The organism is Pseudomonas sp. FP2294, from assembly GCF_030687625.1.
Lineage (GTDB): Bacteria > Pseudomonadota > Gammaproteobacteria > Pseudomonadales > Pseudomonadaceae > Aquipseudomonas > Aquipseudomonas shahriarae.
In genome coordinates this window covers 1,616,953-1,639,954 of the sequence record NZ_CP117441.1, presented here as the reverse complement: position 1 = coordinate 1,639,954, position 23,002 = coordinate 1,616,953, and the positions used below count along the sequence as shown (strand labels likewise).

The window sequence follows — 23,002 nt, the reverse complement described above, 5'->3', positions numbered from 1 at the left end:
GCAGGCTACATAGGGTGGCCGCGGTAGCAGACCATCAATGTAGGTACATTGCACTGTGTTCATGTTGCCTTTCAGCCGACCCGTTTGGCTGGGTTGTGATAGAGGTCGGCGAACATATCCGCCATCGCCTCTTCACTGGGTTCATCCTGCATTTGCACACTGACCGCACGGCTGACCAACTGATGACGGCGCGGCAGATGTAAGTCATCCGGGATCCGCGGCCCGTCGGTCAGGTAGGCGACCGGTAATTCATGGCTGATGGCAAGGCTCAACACTTCGCCCAGGCTTGCGGTTTCATCCAGCTTAGTCAGGATGCAACCGGCCAGCCCGCAACGCTTGTAGCTGTGGTACGCAGCAGTCAGAACCTGTTTTTGGCTGGTGGTTGCAAGTACCAGGTAATTTTTCGACTTGATCCCGCGCCCGGCCAGGCTTTCCAGTTGCATGCGCAATGCCGGGTCGCTGGCTTGCAGGCCGGCGGTATCAATCAGCACCACGCGCTTGCGCAGCAGTGGGTCGAGGGCGTTGGCCAGGGACTGGCCCGGGTCGACATGGGTCACCGGCACATTGAGGATCCGGCCCAGGGTCTTGAGCTGTTCCTGCGCGCCGATGCGGTAGCTGTCCATGCTCACCAGGGCAATGTTGTGGGCGCCGTACTTGAGAACATAACGGGCGGCCAGCTTGGCCAGGGTGGTGGTCTTGCCCATGCCGGCAGGGCCGACCATGGCAATCACGCCACCTTCTTCAAGGGGTTCGATTTCCGGGGTCTGGATCATCCGCGCCAGGTGCGCCAGCAACATGCGCCAGGCTTGGCGAGGTTCTTCAATGCCGGTGGTCAGCTCCAGCAGGTCGCGGGACAACGGGCCGGACAGGCCAATGCGTTGCAGACGGCGCCAGAGGTTAGCCTGTTGCGGCTTGCTGCCCTGCAACTGGTTCCAGGCCAGCGAGCCCAACTGCACTTCCAAAAGCTCGCGCAGGCCATTGAGTTCAAAACGCATCGAGTCAAACACGCGCTGGTCAACCGCAGCGGCCGGTGCTGGCGCGGCGGGACGTGGCGGCTCGACAAAAGTCGGCTCTACCAGTGGCTCGGCCGCCGTCAGCGGCAGGCCGGCAAACAATTGGCGATTAGTGGTCGCATCGCTGTCGCCCCGCATGCTCAGCTCGGCCTGGGCCGAGACAATGCGCGAGGCGGTCTTGCGCAACTCGTCTTCGAGTTCCATGTTCGGTACACGCGGCGCCAGGGCCTGGGGTTTGTAATCCAGGGCAGCCGTCAGCTCGACACCGCCGGCAATGCGACGGTTACCGATAATAGCCGCGTCGGCGCCCAGCTCATCACGAACCAGCTTCATGGCCTGACGCATATCGGCGGCGAAAAAACGCTTTACTTGCATAACCCACTACCTCAGCCGTTGGGCCCTACTGTCGCGACGATAGTCACTTGCTTATTGTCAGGAATTTCCTGGTAAGCCAAAACGTGCAAATTCGGTACTGCCAGGCGTCCAAACCGCGACAACATCGCTCGGACGGGGCCTGCCACCAGCAGAATCACCGGTTGGCCCTGCATTTCCTGACGCTGTGCGGCGTCGATCAACGAACGCTGCAGCTTTTCAGCCATGCTTGGCTCCAGCAGAACGCCCTCTTCCTGGCCTTGCCCTGCCTTCTGGATACTATTGAGCAATATTTGTTCCAACCTTGGCTCCAAGGTGATTACAGGCAGCTCAGAGTCAAGCCCTACAATGCTTTGGACGATTGCACGCGACAATCCGACGCGCACCGCCGCTACCAGCGCGGCAGTATCTTGACTCTTGGCGGCATTGTTGGCGACAGCCTCGGCAATGCTGCGAATGTCCCGCACCGGCACCTGTTCGGCCAACAGCGCTTGCAACACCTTGAGCAGTTGCGACAGCGACAATACCCCCGGCACCAGCTCTTCAGCCAGCTTAGGCGAGGCTTTGGCCAGCAATTGCATGAGTTGCTGGACTTCTTCGTGACCAATCAGCTCGTGGGAGTGCTTGTACAGAATCTGGTTGAGGTGCGTGGCGACCACGGTGCTGGCGTCGACCACGGTGTAACCCAGGGACTGTGCCTGGCTACGCTGGCTGACTTCGATCCACACCGCGTCCAGGCCAAAAGCCGGATCTTTGGCGGTTATGCCGCTGAGGGAGCCGAATACCTGGCCGGGGTTGATAGCCAGTTCGCGGTCGGGGTAGATCTCGGCTTCGGCCAGGGTCACGCCCATCAGCGTCAGGCGGTAGGCGCTGGGGGCCAGGTCGAGGTTGTCGCGGATATGCACGGTGGGCATCAAAAAACCCAGGTCCTGGGACAGCTTCTTGCGCACGCCCTTGATCCGCGCCAGCAACTGGCCGCCCTGGTTACGGTCCACCAGGGGAATCAGACGGTAGCCGACTTCCAGGCCGATCATGTCGATGGGGGTCACGTCATCCCAGCCCAACTCCTTGGTTTCCTGGGCGCGGGCCGGCGACGGCAGCAGATCCTGCTGGCGCTCCACCTCTTTCAAGGCCTGGACCTTGATGATGTTTTGCTTCTTCCAGAACAGGTACGCCCCGCCGGCGGCCAGGGCGGCCATGGTCAGGAAGGAGAAGTGCGGCATGCCCGGCACAATGCCCATGATCGCCATGATGCCGGCCGCCACGGCCAGAGCCTTGGGCGAAGCGAACATCTGGCGGTTGATCTGCTTGCCCATGTCTTCGGAGCCGGACGCACGGGTCACCATGATCGCCGCAGCTGTAGATAACAACAGTGATGGCAATTGCGCCACCAAACCGTCACCAATGGTCAGCAAGGCGTACACCTTACCTGCATCGCCGAAGGTCATGCCGTGCTGGAAGATACCGACCGCGATGCCGCCGATCAGGTTGATAAACAGAATCAGCAGGCCGGCAATGGCGTCGCCGCGCACGAACTTGCTGGCACCGTCCATGGAGCCATAGAACTCGGCTTCCTGGGCCACTTCCGAGCGGCGGGCCTTGGCCTGGTTCTGGTCGATCAGCCCGGCGTTGAGATCGGCGTCGATCGCCATTTGCTTGCCGGGCATGGCGTCGAGGGTAAAACGCGCGCTCACCTCGGAAATCCGCCCGGCGCCCTTGGTCACTACCACGAAGTTGATGATCATCAGGATCGCAAACACCACGACACCGACCACGTAGTTACCGCCGATCACCACCTCGCCGAAAGCCTGGATCACCTTACCGGCGGCGGCGTGGCCGTCCTGGCCGTTCAGCATCACCACCCGCGTAGAGGCCACGTTAAGGGCCAGGCGCAGCAGCGTGGCAACCAGCAAAATGGTGGGAAAGACCGCAAAATCCAAAGGCCGCAGGGCGTACACGCAAACCAGCAGCACGACGATGGACAAGGCAATGTTGAAGGTGAAGAACACGTCCAGCAGGAACGGCGGTATCGGCAACATCATCATTGCCAGCATGACCAACAGCAACAGCGGCACACCCAGATTGCCTCGCGAGAGGTCCGTCAGGGTGCCACGGGCTGTGCTGAGCATATTAGAGCGATCCACCGGTATTCCTCGTCACCTTGAAGCAAACTTTTGACGCCGAGAGGCGTCCTGAAGGCGGTATTGCAAGAAGCCTTCCAACTTTTGCTTCAGGGACGAGATCGTTCCCACGCAGGAGCGTGGGAACGATCATCAGAGTGGACGCACGTTTGATGCCTGCTTGCCTTTCGGACCCTCTACGACTTCATATTCCACCTTCTGGCCCTCCACCAGCGACTTGATGCCGCCGCTTTGAATGTCCGAGAAGTGCACAAACAGGTCCTCTCCTCCGGCGTCTTGCGTGATGAATCCAAAGCCCTTTGAATCGGTAAACCACTTCACTGTGCCAGTTGCCATTGCCCTTCTCCCGAATCCGCATGTTCCCGGTCTATCAAAGCGCCCTGCACGGGGGCTGGCTACTGTCAAAGTTGACAGGTCGGAAGGGAGTTGGACGAACGGCAAGCATCTGTTCCGACGCCATCGCGGGCAAGCCCGGCTCCCACACTGGAATGCGATCAAATGTGGGAGCCGGGCTTGCCCGCGATGGCGCCGGAAGAGGCAGCAGAAGACTCAAGAATCGCGACGCAAATCCGGCGGAATCGGCAAGTCCTTGAGCGGGTCCGGACGTTTGCCCTTGCCGGCACGGTATTGGCGGATCTGATACACGTAGGCCAACACCTGGGCCACCGCCAGGTACAACCCGGCCGGGATCTCGTGGTCGAGGTCAGTGGAGTAGAAGATCGAACGCGCCAGCGCCGGCGATTCCAGCAGCAAGATGTCATTGGCCTGGGCGATTTCGCGGATTTTCAAGGCAGTGAAGTCGCTGCCCTTGGCCAGCAGCAGCGGCGCGCCGCCCTTCTCCGCGTCGTACTTGAGCGCCACGGCGTAGTGGGTCGGGTTGGTGATGACCACGTCGGCGTCGGGCACCGAGGCCATCATCTTGCGCTGGGACATTTCGCGCTGCAGCTGGCGAATCCGCTGCTTCACTTCCGGTTTGCCTTCCTGATCCTTATGCTCGTCGCGCACTTCCTGCTTGGTCATCAGCAGTTTCTTGTGGCTTTCCCACAGCTGGATCGGCGCATCCACTGCAGCAATCAGGATCAGGCCACACGCCATCCACAACGCACTCCAGCCCACCAGTTGCACGCTGTGGATGATTGCCAGTTCCAGTGGCTCATGGGCGATGCGCAGCAAGTCGTCGATATCGGACTCCAACACCACCAGCGCCACAAACAGGATGATAAAGAACTTCGCCAGGGCCTTGAGCAACTCCACCAGCGCCTTGGCGGAGAACATACGCTTGATCCCGGCCCCGGGGTTCATCCGGCTGAATTTGGGCGCCAGGCTGCCAGCCGCAAACAGCCAGCCCCCCAGGGAGATCGGCCCGATGATTGCCGCCAGCAACAACGTGATCAGCACCGGCTGCGCGGCCAGGATCGCGATTTTCCCCGAGTGCAGCAGGTAGATGCCCATGGCGCGTGGGTCCAGCAGCACATCCCTGGGCAGGGAGAAATTGTGCTTCATGATCTCCATCAGGTCCTGGGCCAGGCCGCCGCCGTAGATCAGCAGGCCACCGGCCCCGGCGAGCATCACCGCCAGGGTATTGAGCTCTTTGGAACGGGCGATCTCGCCCTTTTCCCTGGAGTCTTTTTTACGTTTCTCCGTGGGGTCTTCTGTTTTGTCCTGACCACTCTCGCTCTCGGCCATGGCTCAGCGCGCCCGTGCCAGATCACGTAAAAACTGCAAGGCGTCACTGGCCAGCGGTTGATACTGATTGAGAATGTCGGCCAGGCCGATCCAGAAAATCCCCATGCCCAACACCAGGGTCAGCGGGAAACCAATGGCGAAGATGTTCAGTTGCGGCGCGGCGCGGGTCATCACCCCAAAGGCGATGTTGACCACCAGCAGCGCGGTGATCGCCGGCAATACCAGCAACAACGCCGCGCCCAGCACCCAACTGAGGCGCCCGACCACTTCCCAGAAGTGGTTGACGATCAAGCCCTCGCCCACCGGTAAAGTGGTGAAACTCTCGGTAAGGATTTCAAAGGCCACCAGATGGCCGTTCATGGCCAAAAACAGCAGGGTCACCAGCATGGTCAGGAACTGCCCGATCACTGCCACCGACACGCCGTTGGTAGGGTCGACCATGGACGCAAAGCCCATGCCCATCTGGATCGAGACGATTTGCCCGGCAATCACGAAGGACTGGAAAAACAGGGTCAGGGAGAACCCCATCAAGGCGCCGATCAGAATCTGTTCGGCGATCAGCAGCAGCGCACTGAGGTCCAGGGCATTGACCGGCGGCATCGGTGGCAGTACCGGCACGATGACCACGGTAATCGCCACCGTGAAAAACAGCCGTATGCGCTTGGGCACCAGGGTGGTCCCGAACACCGGCATGGTCATCAACAAGGCGCCCACGCGAAACATCGGCAGGATAAACGAGGCCACCCAGGTGCTGATCTGAGTGTCGGTCAACGCCAGCAAGGACTGCATCGGGTCAGCCAATCAACTGCGGAATACTGCCGTACAACTGCAGGATGTATTCCATGAAACTCTGCACCAGCCAGGGGCCGGCCACGATCAGGGTGACCAGCATCACCAACAGGCGCGGAAGGAAGCTCAAGGTCTGTTCGTTGATCTGGGTCGCCGCCTGGAACATCGCCACCAGCAGGCCCACCAACAGGCTGGGCACCACCAGCACGGCGACCATCACGGTGGTCAGCCACAGGGCTTCACGGAACAGGTCGACTGCGACTTCAGGTGTCATGCGCTAAACCCCGCCAAAACTGCCTGCCAGGGTGCCGATAATCAGCGCCCACCCATCCACCAGTACAAACAGCATGATCTTGAACGGCAACGAGATAATCAGCGGCGACAGCATCATCATACCCATGGCCATCAGCACACTGGCCACCACCAGGTCGATGATCAGGAACGGGATAAAGATCATGAAACCGATCTGGAATGCCGTCTTGAGCTCCGAGGTGACGAACGCCGGTACCAGGATGGTCAAGGGCGCCTGATCCGGGCTGGCGATATCGGTGCGCTTGGACAGGCGCACAAACAGTTCCAGGTCGCTGGAGCGGGTCTGGGACAGCATAAAGTCCTTGATCGGGCCTTGGGCCTTTTCCACCGCGTCCTGGGCGGTCATTTTCTCCGCCAGGTAGGGTTGCAGGGCTTGCTGGTTCACCTTGTCGAATACCGGCGCCATGATAAACAGCGTCAGAAACAGCGCCATGCCGGTAAGGATCTGGTTCGATGGGGTCTGCTGCAGGCCCAGGGCCTGGCGCAGGATCGAGAACACGATGATGATCCGGGTGAAACTGGTCATGAGCATGACGAAGGCCGGGATAAAACTCAGCGCCGTCATGATCAGCAGGATCTGCAGGCTGACCGAATACTCCTGGGCCCCGGCCGCATTGGTGCCCAGGGTGATCGCCGGGATCGACAACGGGTCGGCGCCGAACGCCAGGGGCGCTGCCAGTAACAGCATGAGCGCCAATAGAACGCGCATTACTTCTTATCCTTCTGGTCCTTGCCCATCAGCTCCATCAGGCGCTGGGCGAACTCCGGTGTGGCGGCCTCGGTCTGGGCCACGCTCACGGGATGCTTGAGCACGTGCAACGGGGTAATCCGGCCGGGGGTGAGACCGAGCAGGATCTGCTCTTCGCCCACCTGCACCAGCACCAGGCGATCACGCGGCCCCAGGGCCCGCGATCCCACCAGTTCGATGACCTGGGCATTGCCCGGACCAATGCGCTGCACCCGGCGCAACAGCCAGGCGAGGAAAAAGATCAACCCCACCACCAGCAACAGGCCCAGCACCAACTGAGTCAATTGCCCAGTCACGCTGCTGCCGGCGGCCGGCGCGGCGACCTGGGCCACCGGTTCAGCCGCCATCACGGCCAGCGGCAACGCCCACAACAGTCCCAACCACCGGCGACTCATCTCAGCGCAGCTTCTTGATACGTTCGCTGGGGCTGATCACGTCCGTCAGGCGGATGCCGAACTTCTCGTTGACCACCACCACTTCGCCATGGGCGATCAGCGTGCCGTTGACCAGCACATCCAGCGGCTCGCCGGCCAGGCGGTCGAGTTCGATCACCGACCCCTGGTTGAGTTGCAGCAGGTTACGGATATTGATTTCGGTGCTGCCCACTTCCATGGAGATCGATACCGGGATATCGAGGATCACGTCCAGGTTGGGCCCATCCAGCGAGACCGGCTCATGGTTCTTCGGCACGCTGCCAAACTCTTCCATAGGCAGGCGATTGCCCACTGGCGGGGTGGCGGCATCGGCCGCCAGCAAGGCGTCGATATCGTCCTGGCTGGCATCGCCGGTTTCTTCCAGGGCAGCCGCCCATTCGTCAGCCAGGGCCTGGTCTTCGGCGGAAGTGTTTTCGTGTTCGGTAGCCATTACATGTCCTCGGCGCAGCAAAAATCATCAATTAGGGGATGCATCAGCGACGGTTGATCGGCTCAACCACTTGCAACGCCAGGTTCCCTTTGTGGGAGCCGAGCTTGACCTTGAACGACGGCACGCCATTGGCGCGCATAATCAATTCGTCTGGCAGTTCGACGGGGATCACATCCCCCGGCTGCATATGCAAAATGTCCCGCAGGCGCAACTGGCGGCGCGCTACGGTGGCGCTCAGCGGTACGTCAACGTCCAGCAAGTCTTCGCGCAGGGCCTTGACCCAGCGCTCGTCCTGGTCGTCCAGGTCAGACTGGAAGCCCGCATCGAGCATCTCGCGCACCGGCTCGATCATCGAGTACGGCATGGTCACGTGCAGGTCGCCGCCGCCGCCATCGAGTTCGATATGGAAGGTGGAGACCACGATGGCTTCGCTGGGCCCGACGATGTTGGCCATGGCCGGGTTCACTTCCGAGTTGATGTACTCGAAATTGACTTCCATGATCGCCTGCCAGGCTTCCTTCAGGTCGATAAAGGCCTGTTCCAGCACCATGCGCACCACACGCAACTCGGTAGGCGTGAATTCACGGCCTTCAATCTTGGCGTGACGGCCGTCACCGCCGAAGAAGTTGTCCACCAGCTTGAACACCAGCTTGGCGTCGAGGATGAACAGCGCGGTGCCACGCAGGGGCTTGATCTTGACCAGGTTGAGGCTGGTGGGCACGTACAGCGAATGCACGTACTCGCCAAACTTCATCACCTGCACACCGCCCACCGCCACGTCCGCCGAGCGGCGCAGCATGTTGAACATGCTGATACGGGTGTAGCGGGCAAAACGTTCGTTGATCATTTCCAGGGTCGGCATGCGTCCGCGGACGATGCGATCCTGGCTGGTCAGGTCATAACTTTTGACGCTGCCGGGCTCGGCAGCCATTTCGGTCTGTACCAGACCATCGTCGACACCATGCAACAGCGCGTCGATTTCATCCTGGGACAGCAGGTCTTGCACGGCCATGTCGTGATCCTACTGCAATACGAAATTAGTGAAGAGCGCCTGCTCGACCACGACTTTGCCCAGTTCTTTCTGGGCCACTTCCTGCACGCTGGCAGTGACTTTCTGGCGCAGCATTTCCTGGCCCACGGGGGTGGCCAGGCTGTCGAAGCTCTGCCCGGAGAACAGCATCACCAGGTTGTTGCGGATCACCGGCATATGCACCTTGAGGGCATCCATGTCCGCCTGGTTGCGCGCCTGCAAGGTAATGCTCACCTGCAGGTAGCGTTGCCGACCGTTCTGGTTGTAGTTGGCAACAAAGGCCGGGAGCATCTGCTCGAAGATTGCCGGTTGCTTGACGTTGCTGGCGGTCTCGGCCACAGGTACCGGCTTGCTCTGGGCACTGTGCATAAAGTACCAGGTAGCCCCCACCGACACGCCAATGGCCAATAACAAGGCCACGACAATCAGCAGGATCATCTTGAGCTTGCCCTTGCCTGCTGCAGGTACTGTTGCTGTCGCTGCGTCGTCACTCTTCGCCATGCCAATAATCCGTCACTATTCGGGGTTTCATAGATCCACGGGAAGGCAAGAGCAAGTGTTATGCCAGAGTTGTCACGGATTTCAGCAACAGCGCAAAACCAATGTGGGAGCGGGCTTGCTCGCGATAGCGGTAGATCAGTCAGCAACTAGGTAACTGACATACCGATATCGCGAGCAAGCTCGCTCCCACATTTTGATCGGTGTTGACCTCAGGTCAGGCGTAGTAGTCCACGGCGCTGGAGCCTATGACGGATTGGGCTATCGGTGCCGCCACTTCAGTGACTTCGCCCGCAAGGCCTGCGTCATGCCCATCGCTGTGTCCGCCACTGCCACTGACACCCCGCGCCTGGTTCTGCTGTTGCTCCTGACCCTGGCCCTGCCAGCCACGGGACTGGTCGGACACGTTCACGTCGACCTGGCCCATGCCCTGCTGGGCGAACATTTCCCGCAGGCGCCCGGACTGGCTCTCCAGGGCCTCGCGCACGGCGGCATGGCCGCTCATGAAGTTCACTTGGGCCTGCTGGTCGGCAGTGATATTCACGCGGATATCCAGGCGTCCCAGTTCGGCCGGCTGCAATTGGATATCGGCAGATTTGAGGTTGGCGCTGGACAGGTACATGACCCGGTTCACCACCTCCTCGGTCCAGCCACCCTGATGCATGGCCAGCGGCTGGTTATTCAGGGGCAAGGCGTTGGTGGTCTTGGGGGTGGCAGCCTGGGTCAAGGCGGCCAGACGATTGGCGAAGTCATCGACGCGAGTGTCACTGCTCGCGCCCTTCAAGTCCTTGAGGCCATCTTCGATCAGGCCGCTGAAAGCCTTCTCGCCACCCTGGTCAGTGCTGTCCTTGGCCGCCTGCTGGTCAACCATGGCCGCCAGGCCGTTGCTGAAGTTCTGCGCGGCGGTGGGTTCAGCCTGGGTCGGCAGGTTCTTTTGCGCTGCCTGGCTGCTGGCAGACACATGACCGCCCTGCTCCATCGCCAGGCGCACGGCTGGCAATGAGTCCAGTGGATCGGCTTCGGGGTCGAAAGGCACGACCTCTTCAGCGACCGCAGGGGTAGTCACCAGCAACGGCGCGGTGGCGTCATCCGCTACAGCGGCCTGGACCGCTACCGGAGCGGGTGTCACCGCCGCGACCGAAGCCGGATCGACCGCTGGCGGCGGGGTTTGCGCCAGATCCTTGTCCGCACCTTTGTCGTCATCGCCGGGGGCTGCCGCGTCGGCCTTGGCGGGCGGCGTGGCAGGCAAAGTCTTGCCGCTATCGGCAACCGCTGGAGTGCCAGCGGCAGGCTTGTCGTTGCCAACATCTTTCTTGGCGCTGGTGCTGGCTGGCTTGTCATGGCTCGGCTTGGGTGCCATATCCACAGCCCTGGCCGGTGCCGTCTTGGACTCCTTGGCGAACACCTGTGCAAAGCCTGGCGCTTTGGCCCGCGTGTCTGCGGCCGTTGCCTGCGCATTCGCGGAGGACGCCTGGGGCTTGACCGCAGGAGCGGCTTGCAGGAGCGAGTTGGGGGCTAGAGGCATAAGTCGGGTCTCCGCTGCGCAGGGTCGAGGGCGCAGGCAGAAGATAGATAGCAAAAGTCGGGCCAGATTTTCGGGGCGGGCCTGCCGAGCCTAGAAGCGCTGGCGCTCCGACTCATACAGCGGCTTGACCAACGCGAACTCGTGATCAATCTGGTCGACCAGTTTGCCCAGGTCGGTAACCTCTTCCTTGGCCGACTCAGCCTCCAGTCGCTGGCACAACAGCGCCAGGCGCACCGCACCGAGGTTGCCGCTGCTGCCCTTGAAGCTGTGGGCGATACGCCCCAGGGCCTTGGCGTCATCGCGCGCCTTGCGCAACGCTTCAACGCTCTTTTGCGAGTCATCGAGGAAGGTGTCGAGCAAGTGGGGGTATTCACCCTCCATCACTTCCTGCAAACCCACCAACACTTCAGGGTCCATATGTATCTGCGTCACTTGTTCGCTCCTTGATCAAGAATCGACGGATTATGCCAGAGCCTCCCAGCAAAACTCCACGCACACACTGCGCCCGCCATCCGTCCAACGTACATTGCTGCTCAGTTGCCGGACCAGGTTCAGCCCGCGCCCGGACAGACGGTCGATATCCAACGGCCGCGCCAGGACTGTTTCGACATCGAACCCGGCGCCGCTGTCTTCGATACGCAGGCTCAGGCAACCACCCGCCTCGGTTGGAACCACGTTCACATGCACACGCACGTGGCCGCTGTTCAACTGGTCGAGCCGCTCATTGCGCTGGCGATAATAGCTGGCAAAGCCCTGCACATCGCGCTTGAGTCGGGAGTCCAGGCCCAGCACGCCATGCTCCAGGGCATTGGAGTACAACTCGGCCATGACACTGTACAGCGCCCCGCTCTGGCCGCGCAGGCCATGTATTTCCAGGAGTAACTGCAACAGGTATGGCAATGGGTTGTAACGCTTGAGGGTCTCGGCACGAAACTCGAAACTCACCGACCAGTCCAGCGGGCAGGACTGGCCGCTGTCGGTGTACTGCAGAGGTGGCGCCAACAGCGATTGCTCGGCCAGCAGGGTGATTTCGACCAGGCTGATATCGTCCCGCACCTGCCCTCGGAATGCGGCAAGCGCCTGTTCGATTTCAACAAACAGCTGCTCAGGCTCGCGGTTGGCGGCAAACACCCGTCGCAGGCGCTCGGCCCCAAACAACTGGTCGTTGGCATCGGCGGTATCAATCACCCCATCGGACAGCAAGAACACCCGGTCGCCCAAGGCCATGGGCCAGACCTCGGTGCGGTCGTCAAAGACCTCGGGCGCCAGCACGCCCAGGGGTAAATGCCGCGACACCAGCGGCGTACGCCGCCCCGTGACCACTTCATGCACATAGCCATCAGGCATGCCGCCGTTCCATACCTCCACCACCCGCCGCTGGTCACTGAGACACAACAGCGTGGCACAACAGAACATATCCACCGGCAGGATGCGTTTGAGCTTGGCGTTCATCTCCCGCAGGGTCTGCGCCAGGCCATAGCCCTTGGCGGTCATGCCGTAGAACACCTCGGCCAGAGGCATTGCGCCGACCGCCGCCGGCAAGCCATGCCCGGTGAAGTCGCCCAGCAGCACGTGCATATCGCCCGACGGCGTATAGGCCGCCAGCAGCAGGTCGCCATTGAACAGCGCATAGGGCGATTGCAGGTAACGGATATTGTGCGCCGCGTTCAGGCAGCCAGAGTGGGCGACCTTGTCGAACACCGCCTTGGCCACCCGTTGCTCATGCAGCAGGTAGTCATGGTGACGGGCGATCTGGTCGCGCTGCTCAAGCACGGTGGCCTGCAACCGACGCAGGCGGTCCATGGCGTTGATCTTCGCGGCCAGGATGATCTGGTTATAGGGCTTGGCCAGGAAGTCATCGCCACCGGCATCCAGGCAGCGCGCCAAGGCTTCGCTCTCACGCAGGGAGGTGAGAAAAATGATCGGCACCAGCGCCTCGCCGGCCAACTGCTTGATCTGCCGGGCCGCCTCGAAGCCGTCCATCACCGGCATCAGCGCATCCATCAACACCAGTTGCGGACGCTCACGGGCGAACACCTCGACCGCTTCCTGGCCATTACTGGCACTGAGCACCCGATGCCCCTGGCGGCGCACGATGCTCGACAGTAGCAGCCGGTCGGCAGCGCTGTCCTCGGCGATCAGTACCGTGAGGATGTCCAGAGCCTGGGCACTCAACTGATGTCGAACAGTTTGTCGAAGTTGGAAATAGCGAGGATCTTGCGCACATCGGAGTTGCTGTTGATCACGCGCACATCCGCGTCATCACCAGCGTGATCACGCAACAGCAGCAACATGCCCAGGGCCGAGCTGTCGAGGTAAGTGGCCTCTTTCAAGTCCACGACGTAGGTTTCGGGAACCTTGTAGAACCGCTCATAGGAATCACGAAAGGATTGATGACTGCCGAAATCGAACCGGCCCTTGATTGCGATCGTCAATTTCTTCCCATCCAGGGATACTTCTGACTCGACTGACATACGACTGCTTCCTTGTCGTGGGTATGTGCAACAAGGTTTAGCAGGTGATCGGAGAGTGGGCAACAAACGCAATCAAATGTGCGGTGCGCTTGTGTGGTGTGGGCTTGCCTGCGATAGCGGCTTATCAGAAAAAATGAGCGACGGATCCGCCGATATCGCACTACACGACTTGCTCTTTTTTGGGTTGTTGGGGGTGTGTGCATATCCGTTGCTGCGGTCATGGCCACTTAGGGTTCCGCCCTTACGGCGGGTCACTTTTGGAAAAGAGCCCCAAAAGTGACCAAAAGGGCTCCTGCCCCACCACTCGGCACCTCGCCTAGGCTCGGTGTGCCCGTCATCCGACATTGATTTGGGGGGCCGCCGCGATGGGCCATCCATGGCCCAGCGCGGCTAAACCGGCGTCCTGCCGGTTTACCCCCCAAATCAATATCGGATGACGGCCAGCGTGGTTTAACGGGGCGCCTCAGATCAAAAGCAAAGCGAGGCGGCCTGACAGCCGACCTGATCGTCGAGGCGTACGCGGATTCCTGTGGGAGCTGGCTTGCCTGCGATGGCGGTGTATCAGTCGATAAATGTATTGGCTGAGACACCGTCATCGCAGGCAAGCCAGCTCCCACAGGGGGGAAGGCAGCTTCGCGCTCTGGCATTGCTGTTGCTCTGCTTTTGATCTGGCTTTTGATCTCAGGCGCCCCGTTAAACCACGCTGGCCGCAGGCAGGTATTGCGCAGTGGGCACCCCGGCATGGATGCCGGGGTAGCCGCGACACGGCCATGGATGGCCGATCGCGGCGGGCCCACGGAGCAATGCCTGACTGCGGGCATGCCGAGCCTAGGCGAGGCACCGAGTGGTGGGGCAAAAGCGCTTTGGTTACTTTCGCGCTCTTTGTACGGACCGGACACATAGTGGACACATGTGCGGGGACATAGTTGACACATTATGAACCATAGTCCGGTTTGCTCACGTCGATCGTTCGTAGGAAATGGTGGCAGAAGTAGACGTCAAAGAGCCCGTCACTTTCAGGGTTAGGCCGAACAGCGATGTGCTGCCCAACCAGCCCCTTGGCAATGCTGAAGTAACGTTTCTGAAAGCGAAATCGGCTGTGATAAACCTTGGCCAGCACATCATCCGGCCCATATTCAAACTCCGATAGCTGCTGCGGATAAGCCCAGGGGCTTGCTCGATACCGGTCCATAGGCACCTTGTAGTCCAGTGCTTGGTGAGGGCGTTTTAAGTTATAGACCTCACGCCATTGATCAAACGCTGTTTGAGCATCCTTGATCGTGGAGAATTGACGCCCATCAAGCACCTCGGCTTTGAGTGAACGATGGAAGCGCTCAATCTTTCCATTGGTTTGAGGGTGATAAGGACGACTGAAGCTGATCCTGATCCCCAAGCGAATCAACCAGATACTTAATTCTGTGATTTCCCCAGGGTTGCGTGGCGAGCCCCATGGCGGCCCATTGTCAACGTTGATGCGAGCCGGTAAACCAAAGCGCTGGAATACCTCGATCATCTTTTCCTTCACTGTGATTCCACGCTCGTTATCACAAGCTTGAATCGCCAAATTGAATCGTGAGTGATCGTCCAACAACGTCAGCGGATGGCATCGGCCTTCTTGCGTCGGGAAGTGCCCTTTGAAATCCATCTGCCAAAGATCGTTAGGTGCATCGTGTTCAAATCTCAGCTTTGCTTCTTGTTCCTTCTGAACAGGCTGAATCAGCCCGCATCGGTGCAGAACATTGGTGACAGTGCTAGGAGCAATCTGCTTTTTCAAAAGGCTGCTGATTGTACGTCCGCCCCAAGCGGGATGTGCTCGCCTAAGCGCTATGACTTCCGCTTCCAGAGCTGGCGCGGTTAGCTTTGGGCTAGTCGCAGGTTTTCGGGACTTCTCTTGCAGTCCAGACTGCCCCTGCATTTCATAGCGTTTCAACCACTTATAGGCCGTTTGCGGACTGATGCCGAACCGTCGACACAGCTCTCGTTTATTGCTGCCGGGTTGCCGTGCTAAGGCAATGAACTCTTCTTTCAGGCTCATGGTATCTCTCGTGTCCCAGGGCATGATGGCTTTCCGGCGAAGTTGGCTCGCCAAAAGTGTCCACCATGTCCCCGCACACCCGTCAACCATGTGTCCGGTCCGTACACGCTCTTCGAAAGTGACCCGCCGTAAGGGCGGAACCCTAAGTGGCCGTAACCGCAGCAACGGATATGTACACCCCCCCAACAACCCAAAAAGAGCAAGTCGCGTAGATACTCATGGCTATCGCAATTTTTGCCTACCGACGCGGCTAGTATTGATCCTGGCGCGGCAGGCGCTGGGACAGTTCATCGAGCAACTTCTGCTCGCGCTTGTCCTCCAGGGCCCGCGCCTCATCGATGTAACGCTGCACCAGCTTGCGCAGGCCCTCGACCCGGGCGTAGGCCTGTTGCCAGCCTTCGCGGGCTTTGTCGAGGTTGTTCTGGTGCCAGGCCAGGCTCTGGCGCTGCTGGCCGACGGCGCTTTCCAACTGGTTGAGAAAGTGCTGATAGTTCATCAGCCACTGCCCGGAAACACCCTTGCTGCCGCGATCAATCCACTGCTGTTGGTACTCGCCGCGAAAGAGCTCCAGGTCACCGAGCTTGCTCTCGGCCAGGCGCACCTGGCCCTGGAAATGCCCCAGGCGCTGGGCGGCGGTACGTTCGGCGCTTTCGGCCATCTCCACCACGGGAGCAAGGCGTGCGGCGCGACTGGTTGCCATGGCCGGTTAACCGCCAGGCGCAGGGGCGAACACCGACGCCAGGTGCGCTTCGCTTTCGGCCATGCTGATATTGTCGTTCAGGCCCTGGCGCAGGTAGGTCACCAGTTGCGGTTGCAGGGCAATCGCCAGGTCGGTCTCGCGGTCGCCACCGGCCACATAGGCCCCCACGCTGATCAGGTCGCGGCTCTGTTGGTAGCGCGACCACAACTGCTTGAACTGCTGGGCGCGGGTCATATGCTCGGCGCTGACCACCGACGGCATCACCCGGCTGATGGACGCTTCGATATCAATGGCCGGGTAGTGCCCTTCCTCGGCCAGGCGCCGGGACAGCACGATATGCCCGTCAAGCACGCCCCGCGCCGAGTCGGCAATCGGGTCCTGCTGGTCATCGCCTTCAGAGAGTACGGTGTAGAACGCCGTGATCGAACCACCACCGGCCTCGGCATTACCCGCCCGCTCCACCAGCTTGGGCAACTTGGCAAATACCGACGGCGGATAGCCCTTGGTTGCCGGCGGCTCGCCAATGGCCAGGGCGATTTCCCGCTGGGCCTGGGCGAAACGGGTGAGGGAGTCCATCAGTAACAGGACATTCTTGCCCTTGTCGCGAAAATATTCGGCAATCCGCGTGCAATACATAGCCGCGCGCAGACGCATCAGCGGCGCATCGTCCGCCGGCGAGGCCACCACGACCGAGCGCTTGAGGCCCTCTTCACCGAGGATATGCTCGATGAACTCCTTGACCTCACGGCCCCGCTCGCCGATCAGGCCGACCACGATAATGTCGGCCTCGGTAAAGCGCGTCATCATGCCCAGCAGCACACTCTTGCCCACACCGGTACCGGCGAACAGGCCCAGGCGCTGGCCGCGACCGACCGTCAATAAACCGTTGATACAGCGAATACCCACGTCCAGCGGCTGGCTGATGGGGTTGCGCTTGAGCGGGTTGATGGTCGGGCCGTCCATTGGCACCCAGTCTTCGGCCTTCATCCCGCCCTTGCCGTCGAGGGCGCGGCCGGCGCCGTCGAGTACCCGGCCGAGCATGCTCATGCCCATCGGCAGGCGCCCGGTATCGGCCAGTGGCACGACCCGCGCCCCCGGTGCGATACCGGCAAGACTGCCCACCGGCATCAGGAATATCTTGCTGCCGGAAAAGCCCATGACTTCCGCTTCCACCTGCACCGGGTGGTAGCTGTCATCGTTGATCACCAGGCAGCGGCTGCCCATGGCGGCGCGCAGGCCCTCGGCTTCGAGGGTCAGGCCGACCATGCGCAGCAGGCGGCCCTCTAGGATCGGTTGGCCAGGCAACTCGGTGGCTTCGGCATAAGCGCCCAGGCGTTTGGCGAAGCTGGTGCGGTCAAGGCGCATCCGGGGCGTCCAGGTCGATGCTCAGGTCGGGCGCCGCCGGATGCAGCACCTGCTCGTGCAACTGGTCGAACAGCTTGGCCATGATCTGCGTAATGCGCGTCTCGACCGTAGCGTCGATACGACTGTGCTCGGTCTCGACCCGGCAACCGCCAGGCTGCAACGCGGCATCCTCGACAATCCGCCAAGTCTCCTCATGGCGCTCGCGCAGGGCTTTGACCTGCTCGAAATCCTGCGGGTTGATGTACAGCCGCACATTGCCAACGCCCAGGGGCAGCAACTTGAGGGCTTCGCGCATCACGCTTTCAATCTGGCTGGAGTCCAGCACCAGCTCACGCTGGATAACCTGGCGGGAGATGTGCTCCACCAGGCCCACCATGGACTTTTCCAACTGCGAATCCTGCTCGGCAATCGGCGCGAACAGGCTGCCCATCAGGCGTTCCAGGCTGGCCAGCTTGGCACTCAGGGCCGCGTCAGCTTCCTGGCGGACCTTGAGCGTGGTGCTGTGAAACCCTTCTTTCTCGCCGGTGGCAAAGCCTTCGTTGTAAGCCTCCTGGCGGATGCTTTCGAGCTCTTCAAGGGTCAGTGGCTGGACTTCGTCCAGGGGCACTTCTTCCATCTCCACCGGCACTTCTTCGACCGGCTCAGGCTCGGGCTCAGGCTTATGCGGGTCGAAGCTGGGCAGCGACCAGACGTCGAACCCGCCGACGTCCCGGGCGCGAATCAGATCGCTGGGCGTCTCATCATTGTTCGACATGCGCTGCGCCTTAAATCATTTCTTCGCCGCCCTTCCCGCCGAGAACGATTTCTCCGGCTTCGGCCATACGGCGGGCAATGGTGAGGATTTCTTTCTGTGCGGTTTCCACGTCGCTGACGCGCACCGGGCCCTTGGCTTCGAGGTCGTCGCGCAACAGTTCCGAGGCACGCTTGGACATGTTCTTGAAGATCTTTTCCTTGACGCCCTCGTCCGAGCCCTTGAGGGCCAGCACCAGCACATCGGAGGACACTTCACGCAGCAACGCCTGGATGCCACGGTCGTCGACATCGGACAGGTTGTTGAACACGAACATGAGGTCTTCGATCTGCACCGACAGGGTGTCGTCGATCTCGCGGATCGAGTCCATCAACTGGCCTTCCACCGAGCTGTCGAGGAAGTTCATGATGTCCGCCGCGCGCTTGATACCACCCAGGGTGGTACGGGCCGCGTTGGAGTTGCCGGAGAACTGCTTCTCCAGAATGGTGTTCAGTTCTTTCAAGGCCGCCGGTTGCACGGTATTCAACGACGAGACGCGCAGGATGATGTCCAGGCGCACCTTGTGATCGAAATGGCCGAGCACTTCGCCGGCCTGGTCCGGGTCCAGGTAGGCCACGACAATCGCCTGGATCTGCGGGTGCTCGTAACGGATCACGTCCGCCACCGCCCGTGGTTCCATCCACTTGAGGCTGTCGAGGCCGCTGGTGTTGCCGCCCAGCAGGATGCGGTCGATCAGGCCGTTGGCCTTGTCTTCGCCCAGGGCCGAGGTGAGCATCTTGCGGATGTAGCTGTCGGAGCCGACACCCAGGCTGGTCTGGTCGCCGACGATCTCGACGAACTCGCTCATCACCTGCTCGACTTGCTCGCGGTGCACATTGCGCATCTGCGCCATGGCCACACCGACCCGTTGCACTTCCTTGGGGCCCATATGGCGCAGCACTTGGGCAGCGTCGGTCTCACCCAGGGACAGCAGCAGCACGGCGGCTTTGTCGACCCGGGTCAGCTTGGCAACAGAGGCTCGATTATCACTCATCTGCGTTGATCCACTCTTTCACGACCTGGGCCACACGACCCGGGTCTTCTGCCACCAGACTTTTGATTGCATTCAACTGCGCGTCATACCCTTCACTCGGGCTTGGCAGCAGAATGCTCTGCGGCCCGCCGAGGCTGACGCGGTCGTTGGCCAGTTCGCCATCCAGGCCGCCCATGCCACCCAACTCGACATCGCCGAACGGCGCCAGCTGCTTCTTGCCGTGGCCGGTGATGTTGTTGAGCACAGGGCGCAGCACGCCGAACACCAGCACCAGGATGAACAACACCCCCAGCACTTGTTTGACGATGTCCCAGAACCAGGGTTGAGAGTAGAACGGAATATCGGCGATCACCTCAGCGCGCTCCAGGGAGAACGGCATGTTGATCACGCTGACACTGTCGCCACGGCTGGCATCGAAGCCCACGGCGTCCTGCACCAGGCGAGTGAAGCGCGCCAATTCATCGGCGGTCCACGGCGCGCGGGTGGTTTCGCCGTTGGCGGCGTTGATCTTGACCTGGTCATCCACCACCACCGACACCGACAGGCGGTTCAAGCGCCCTTGCTGTTGCTTGGTGTGGCTGATGGAGCGGTCCAGCTCGAAGTTCTTGGTGGACTGCTGACGCTTGTCGGCCGGGTATGGCGCGAGCATTGGCTGGCCGGTGGCCGGGTCCATGATTTGCTGGCCGTTGGCGTCCAACAGCGGCTGGCCGGGCTGGATCGCGCTGGCGGTCGCGGCGGCGCCGCCGGTGGTTTGCGGGGCACTGGCCGGGGCTGGCGGCTGATTGCTCAGGGCGCCGGGTACGCCTTGCGGAGGACCATTGGCGGCAGTGCGCTGTTCGCTGGTCGATTGCTCGCTGCGCAGGGCCGGCTGGTCGGGGTTGAACTGCTCGGAGGTCGACTCGACAGCGCTGAAGTCCACGTCGGCAGACACTTCGGCCTTGTAGCGGTCGTTGCCCAGTACCGGCTGCAGGATGTTGTGCACGCGCTGGGTGAGCATGCTTTCCATGCGGCGGCTGTAGTCGAACTGCTTGCCGGCCATGGTCAGCGCGGAGTTTTCCGCCTGGTCGGAAAGCAGGTTGCCTTTCTGGTCGACCACGGTGATCTGTGATTTGCTCAACTCGGGAACGCTGGTCGCCACCAGATTGACGATGGCCAGGACCTGGCCCGGCTCCAGGGAGCGCCCGGCAAACAGCTCGACCAGTACCGAGGCGCTGGGCTTGCGCTCATCGCGTACGAATACCGAGCTTTTCGGGATGGCCAGGTGCACACGGGCACCCTTGACGTTATTCAGGCTGGCGATGGTGCGCGCCAGTTCGCCTTCCAGGCCACGACGGTAGCGGGTGGCTTCCATGAACTGGCTGGTACCCAGGCCCTGGTCTTTGTCGAGGATCTCAAAGCCGATGTTGCCATCGGTCGGCGCCACGCCCGCGCCGGCCAGCTTCAAGCGGGCACGGGCGACGTCGTCGGCCTTGACCAGCAAGGCGCCGGAGTTGGGCTCGACGGTGTAGGCAATATCGGAGGCGGCCAGGGTTTCCATGACCTGCTTGGCGTCCATCCCCGCCAGACTGCCATAGAGCGGCCGGTAATCAGGCTGCTGGGACCACAACACCACGGCAAAACCAATTGCCACGCTGGCAGCCAGACCGACCATCAGGCCCACCTGACGCAACATGGTCATTTCGGAGAGGTTTTCCAGGAACGACAGGCCAAACAGCGGCGGTTTGCCGTCTGTCTTGGCGGGTACGTTATCCACGACTGCTTCTGCCATGACTTAAATCTCGTCCTTAAACCGGCATCTGCATGATGTCTTGATAAGCCTGAACCAGCTTGTTACGCACCTGGGTCAAGGCCTGGAAGGAAACGCTGGCTTTCTGCGAAGCGATCATCACGTCGGTGAGGTCCACGCCGCTCTTGCCGATTTCAAAGGCCGTCGACAGTTGGCTGGAGGCCTGCTGGGTATCGCTGACTTTGTTGATGGCTTGACCGAGCATATCGGCAAAGCTGCTTTGGCCCAATTCCGGCGCTTGTGCGACGGATTTCGGCTGGGACATGGCGTCCATTTGCATGGATCGCATATCCAACATCAACCGATTGAACTCAACACCTTGGCTCATGAACTTCTCTCTCCGACGACCCGCAATTTTTTGACACTACGCAGCGGTTAGTACGGGTAGTAGCAACAAGGGTGCCAGCTCCTTGGCAACTCGTAAGAAAAGCCGACAAACCTTGTCAGCTGATGTGTATCTCAGCTCGCGAAAAGGAATGCTTCCACATCCATCCCGGCATCGCGCATTTGCGCCAGCTTGTAGCGCAGGGTGCGCGGGCTGATGCCCAGGCGCTCGGCCGCTTCTTTGCGGCGGCCACGCTCGGCACGCAGGGTGTCGATGATCATCTGGAATTCACGGCGACGCAGGTCGTCACCAAGACCGCCAGCGGCCTCGGCCGGGGCGCTTTCCTGTGGGGCCGGGGCCAGGCTCGGCATTGGCGCGCTACCGGCGCCGACGGCCAGGCAGAAGTCCTGGGGCTGGATCAGGCCGCCCTGCTGCAAAATCAGCGCGCGCTGGATCGCGTTGTCCAGCTCGCGCACGTTGCCGGGCCATGGGTAACTGATCAGGCAAGCCTGGGCTTCGGCCGACAGGCGCGCCTGAGCGTGCTTCATTTTATTGACGTGCTTGCTCAACAGGCGCTCGGCCAGCGGCACGATATCGGCCGGGCGTTCACGCAACGGGCGCCAGGCCAACGGGAACACCGAGAGCCGATAGAACAGATCTTCGCGGAAGCGCCCTGCTGCCACTTCGCCAGCAAGGTCGCGGTTGGTGGTGGCGACCACGCGGATATCCAGCTGGATCGGCTTGCGCGCGCCCACCCGCTCCACTTCGCGCTCTTGCAGCACGCGCAGCAGCTTGGCTTGCAGGCCCAGGGGCATTTCGGAGATTTCGTCGAGCAGGATGGTGCCGCCATCGGCCTGCTCGAACTTGCCGGCCTGGGCGGCGATGGCGCCGGTGAACGAGCCCTTTTCATGGCCGAACAAGGTGGCTTCGAGCATGTTGTCGGGGATCGCCGCGCAGTTGATCGCGATAAACGGCTGGCTGGCGCGGTGAGATTGCTGGTGGATGTAGCGCGCCAACACCTCCTTGCCGGTGCCGGACTCGCCGGAGATCAGCACCGTGGAATCACTGCGGGCGACCTTGGCCGCCAGCTCCAGCAATTGCGCACTGGCCGGCTCGACAGCAATCGGGCCCTCGCCGTCTGCAACACCCACGACGCCAAGCGCATGGCGCGCCACCAGCTCAATCAGGGCCTTGGGTTCGAAGGGCTTGACCAGGTAGTCTGCCGCGCCCTGGCGCATGGCATCGACGGCGCGCTCCACCGCGCCGTGGGCGGTCATCAACAGCACCGGCAGTTGCGGCTGGCGTGCGCGCAGCAGGCCTAGCAACTGGTGGCCGTCCATGCCGGGCATGTTGACGTCGCTGACCACCAGGCTGAAGGACTCTTGCTCCACGGCCTGCAAGGCTTCCTCGGCCGAACCGACCGCCCGATAGTCATGGCCCGCCAACAGCAGCGTGTCAGCCAGTGCTTCACGCAGGGCGCGATCGTCTTCAACCAGTAAAACCTTGATAGCCATTTATCCTTACTCCCATCCTTTTCAAGGTTTTTGAAAAGGCA

General features: G+C 61.2%; 23 protein-coding genes. All 23 read right to left on the bottom strand.

The window, feature by feature from the left end; all coding sequences use genetic code 11:
• Positions 1–71 precede the first annotated feature (71 nt).
• Entirely contained in the window at positions 72–1,388 is a 1,317-nt protein-coding gene (gene flhF, locus PSH73_RS07315) for a flagellar biosynthesis protein FlhF (protein WP_029292553.1), read from the bottom strand.
• Positions 1,389–1,399: 11 nt separating this feature from the next.
• Positions 1,400–3,514 (bottom strand): flagellar biosynthesis protein FlhA, encoded by a 2,115-nt coding sequence (gene flhA, locus PSH73_RS07310; protein WP_178118157.1) that lies wholly within the window; start codon positions 3,512–3,514, stop codon positions 1,400–1,402.
• A gap of 144 nt (positions 3,515–3,658) precedes the next feature.
• Positions 3,659–3,862 (bottom strand): cold-shock protein, encoded by a 204-nt coding sequence (locus PSH73_RS07305; protein WP_186625963.1) that lies wholly within the window; start codon positions 3,860–3,862, stop codon positions 3,659–3,661.
• A gap of 213 nt (positions 3,863–4,075) precedes the next feature.
• Positions 4,076–5,212 (bottom strand): flagellar biosynthesis protein FlhB, encoded by a 1,137-nt coding sequence (flhB, locus tag PSH73_RS07300; protein ID WP_057960238.1) that lies wholly within the window; start codon positions 5,210–5,212, stop codon positions 4,076–4,078.
• A gap of 3 nt (positions 5,213–5,215) precedes the next feature.
• A complete protein-coding gene (fliR, locus tag PSH73_RS07295) occupies positions 5,216–6,001 on the bottom strand; it encodes a flagellar biosynthetic protein FliR (RefSeq protein WP_057438813.1) in 786 nt (261 codons plus the stop codon).
• A gap of 4 nt (positions 6,002–6,005) precedes the next feature.
• Positions 6,006–6,275 (bottom strand): flagellar biosynthesis protein FliQ, encoded by a 270-nt coding sequence (gene fliQ / locus PSH73_RS07290; RefSeq protein ID WP_034099472.1) that lies wholly within the window; start codon positions 6,273–6,275, stop codon positions 6,006–6,008.
• A 3-nt stretch (positions 6,276–6,278) separates the two neighbouring features.
• A complete protein-coding gene (fliP, locus tag PSH73_RS07285; protein WP_057438812.1) occupies positions 6,279–7,022 on the bottom strand; it encodes a flagellar type III secretion system pore protein FliP in 744 nt (247 codons plus the stop codon).
• Positions 7,022–7,456: a flagellar biosynthetic protein FliO gene (gene fliO, locus PSH73_RS07280; RefSeq protein ID WP_057438811.1), complete on the bottom strand. Its 435-nt coding sequence runs from the start codon at positions 7,454–7,456 to the stop codon at positions 7,022–7,024. The genes fliP and fliO overlap by 1 nt, the downstream gene beginning before the upstream one ends.
• 1 nt (position 7,457) lies before the next feature.
• Positions 7,458–7,925 carry a flagellar motor switch protein FliN gene (gene fliN / locus PSH73_RS07275; RefSeq protein ID WP_057438810.1) on the bottom strand — a complete coding sequence of 156 codons (468 nt, stop codon included), beginning with the start codon at positions 7,923–7,925 and terminating at the stop codon, positions 7,458–7,460.
• Positions 7,926–7,968: 43 nt separating this feature from the next.
• Entirely contained in the window at positions 7,969–8,937 is a 969-nt protein-coding gene (gene fliM, locus PSH73_RS07270; RefSeq protein ID WP_029292532.1) for a flagellar motor switch protein FliM, read from the bottom strand.
• Positions 8,938–8,946: 9 nt separating this feature from the next.
• Complete coding sequence (fliL, locus tag PSH73_RS07265) at positions 8,947–9,456, bottom strand: flagellar basal body-associated protein FliL (RefSeq protein WP_057438809.1); 510 nt, start codon at positions 9,454–9,456, stop codon at positions 8,947–8,949.
• A gap of 214 nt (positions 9,457–9,670) precedes the next feature.
• Positions 9,671–10,978 carry a flagellar hook-length control protein FliK gene (locus PSH73_RS07260; RefSeq protein WP_198818168.1) on the bottom strand — a complete coding sequence of 436 codons (1,308 nt, stop codon included), beginning with the start codon at positions 10,976–10,978 and terminating at the stop codon, positions 9,671–9,673.
• 90 nt (positions 10,979–11,068) lie between these two features.
• Positions 11,069–11,410, bottom strand: coding sequence for an Hpt domain-containing protein (locus PSH73_RS07255; protein WP_305462168.1), 342 nt, complete (start codon positions 11,408–11,410; stop codon positions 11,069–11,071).
• A gap of 30 nt (positions 11,411–11,440) precedes the next feature.
• Positions 11,441–13,153, bottom strand: a complete 1,713-nt coding sequence (locus PSH73_RS07250) for a fused response regulator/phosphatase (protein WP_305462166.1) — start codon at positions 13,151–13,153, stop codon at positions 11,441–11,443.
• A complete protein-coding gene (locus PSH73_RS07245; RefSeq protein ID WP_057438807.1) occupies positions 13,150–13,452 on the bottom strand; it encodes an STAS domain-containing protein in 303 nt (100 codons plus the stop codon). The genes PSH73_RS07250 and PSH73_RS07245 overlap by 4 nt, the downstream gene beginning before the upstream one ends.
• A 934-nt stretch (positions 13,453–14,386) precedes the next feature.
• The gene (locus PSH73_RS07240; protein ID WP_057961168.1) at positions 14,387–15,511 is read right to left on the bottom strand and encodes an IS481 family transposase; all 1,125 of its coding nucleotides are present in this window, start codon (positions 15,509–15,511) and stop codon (positions 14,387–14,389) included.
• Between the two features lie 226 nt (positions 15,512–15,737).
• Complete coding sequence (gene fliJ / locus PSH73_RS07235) at positions 15,738–16,187, bottom strand: flagellar export protein FliJ (RefSeq protein WP_305462164.1); 450 nt, start codon at positions 16,185–16,187, stop codon at positions 15,738–15,740.
• 6 nt (positions 16,188–16,193) lie between these two features.
• A complete protein-coding gene (fliI, locus tag PSH73_RS07230) occupies positions 16,194–17,552 on the bottom strand; it encodes a flagellar protein export ATPase FliI (RefSeq protein ID WP_057438806.1) in 1,359 nt (452 codons plus the stop codon).
• Positions 17,542–18,306, bottom strand: a complete 765-nt coding sequence (fliH, locus tag PSH73_RS07225) for a flagellar assembly protein FliH (protein ID WP_273872737.1) — start codon at positions 18,304–18,306, stop codon at positions 17,542–17,544. The genes fliI and fliH overlap by 11 nt, the downstream gene beginning before the upstream one ends.
• 10 nt (positions 18,307–18,316) lie before the next feature.
• Positions 18,317–19,336, bottom strand: coding sequence for a flagellar motor switch protein FliG (gene fliG, locus PSH73_RS07220; RefSeq protein WP_029292514.1), 1,020 nt, complete (start codon positions 19,334–19,336; stop codon positions 18,317–18,319).
• Positions 19,329–21,104 (bottom strand): flagellar basal-body MS-ring/collar protein FliF, encoded by a 1,776-nt coding sequence (fliF, locus tag PSH73_RS07215; protein WP_115127660.1) that lies wholly within the window; start codon positions 21,102–21,104, stop codon positions 19,329–19,331. The genes fliG and fliF overlap by 8 nt, the downstream gene beginning before the upstream one ends.
• 16 nt (positions 21,105–21,120) lie before the next feature.
• A complete protein-coding gene (gene fliE, locus PSH73_RS07210; RefSeq protein ID WP_057438803.1) occupies positions 21,121–21,450 on the bottom strand; it encodes a flagellar hook-basal body complex protein FliE in 330 nt (109 codons plus the stop codon).
• Between the two features lie 131 nt (positions 21,451–21,581).
• Complete coding sequence (locus PSH73_RS07205; RefSeq protein WP_057960245.1) at positions 21,582–22,961, bottom strand: sigma-54 dependent transcriptional regulator; 1,380 nt, start codon at positions 22,959–22,961, stop codon at positions 21,582–21,584.
• Between the last annotated feature and the right edge of the window lie 41 nt (positions 22,962–23,002).